The sequence below is a fragment of the Mycobacterium sp. TH-M82 genome (assembly GCF_057473605.1).
Map to the genome: position 1 here is coordinate 1 of NZ_JBYCKY010000496.1, position 2,027 is coordinate 2,027.

Sequence of the window (2,027 nt, forward strand, 5' to 3'; positions counted from 1 at the left end):
AGCAGGTCTGGCGGCAAGCCGACAAATACGACGTACCCCGGATCTGTTTCGTCAACAAGATGGACAAGATCGGCGCGGACTTCTACTTCACGGTGCGGACCATCAAGGAGCGACTGGGTGCCAGGCCACTGGTGGTGCAGCTGCCGATCGGCGCGGAAAACGACTTCGAGGGCATCGTCGACCTGGTCGAGATGAACGCCAAGGTGTGGCGTGGTGAGACCAAGCTCGGCGAACACTACGACACCGTCGACATCCCGGCCGAGTTGGCCGACAAAGCCGACGAATACCGCACCGCCCTGCTGGAGACCGTCGCCGAAACCGACGAGACATTGTTGGAGAAATACCTCGGCGGAGAGGAACTGACTGTCGCCGAGATCAAGGGTGCCATCCGCAAGCTGACGGTGTCCTCCGAGCTGTTCCCGGTCCTGTGCGGCAGCGCCTTCAAAAACAAGGGCGTGCAGCCGATGCTGGACGCGGTCATGGACTATCTGCCGTCGCCGCTGGACGTCGAGTCGGTGCAGGGCCACGTGCCGGGCAACGAGGGCGAGATCATCTCCCGCCGTCCCAGCACCGATGAGCCGTTCTCCGCGCTGGCGTTCAAGATCGCCGTGCACCCGTTCTTCGGCAAGCTCACCTACGTGCGGGTGTACTCGGGCAAGGTCGAGTCCGGCTCGCAGGTCATCAACGCGACCAAGGGCAAAAAAGAACGGCTGGGCAAGCTGTTTCAGATGCACTCCAACAAGGAGAACCCGGTGGATTCGGCGTCGGCCGGGCACATCTATGCGGTGATCGGCCTGAAGGACACCACCACCGGTGACACGCTCTGCGACCCGAACCAGCAGATCGTGCTGGAATCGATGAGCTTCCCCGACCCGGTGATCGAGGTGGCCATCGAACCGAAGACCAAGAGCGACCAGGAGAAGCTGTCGCTGTCGATCCAGAAACTGGCCGAGGAGGATCCGACCTTCAAGGTGCACCTGGATCAAGAAACCGGCCAGACCGTGATCGGCGGGATGGGCGAGTTGCACCTGGATATCCTGGTCGACCGGATGCGTCGCGAGTTCAAAGTCGAGGCCAACGTCGGAAAGCCGCAAGTGGCCTACAAGGAGACGATTCGCCGCAAGGTGGAGAAGGTCGAGTACACCCACAAGAAGCAGACCGGCGGCTCCGGTCAGTACGCGAAGGTCATCATCACCGTGGAGCCCTTCACCGGCGAGGACGGCGCGACCTATGAGTTCGAGAACAAGGTCACCGGCGGCCACATCCCGCGGGAGTACATACCGGCGGTGGATTCCGGTGCGCAGGACGCCATGGCATACGGCGTGCTGGCCGGCTACCCGCTGGTGAACCTGAAGGTCACCCTGCTCGACGGGCAGTACCACGATGTCGACTCTTCGGAGTTGGCGTTCAAGGTGGCCGGCTCTCACGCGCTGAAAAAGGCTGCAGCGCAAGCGCAGCCGGTGATCCTTGAACCGATCATGGCCGTCGAGGTCATCACCCCCGAGGACTACATGGGCGACGTGATCGGCGACCTGAACTCCCGCCGTGGCCAGATCCAGGCCATGGAGGAGCGCGGTGGCGCGCGTGTCGTCAAGGCGCACGTGCCGCTGTCGGAGATGTTCGGCTACGTCGGAGACCTGCGGTCGAAGACACAGGGCCGGGCGAACTACTCCATGGTCTTCGAGTCCTACGCTGAAGTTCCGGCGCAGGTGTCGAAGGAGATCATCGCGAAGGCGACGGGCCAGTGAGCGTGCGAAGATGACGAGTGGGCGAGCGCAGCTCGGGGACGAGGAATCGAGCAATCAGTACAGCTCACGAGAACGGAGTCGAGCAATGAGTAGCGCGAAGGCGACGGGCGAGTGAGCCAGTGATCGTGCCGGGCGCTACGGTGGCACAACTGAAAAGATCAACCCTGCTGTGAACCAGCACCAACAGTCCAGGAGGACATAGAAGTGGCGAAGGCGAAGTTCGAGCGGACGAAGCCGCACGTCAACATCGGGACCATTGGTCACGTTGACCACGGCAAG

The 2,027-nt window shown here is 62.3% G+C and carries 2 protein-coding genes; both read left to right on the plus strand.

Annotation, left to right across the window (positions count from 1 at the left end; translation table 11 throughout):
* The coding region (fusA, locus tag AC2VON_RS15440; protein WP_486953738.1) for an elongation factor G at positions 1–1,748 on the plus strand (1,748 nt) is incomplete at its 5' end.
* A gap of 204 nt (positions 1,749–1,952) precedes the next feature.
* On the plus strand, positions 1,953–2,027 hold a 75-nt coding region (locus AC2VON_RS15445), incomplete at its 3' end, for a hypothetical protein (protein ID WP_330390733.1).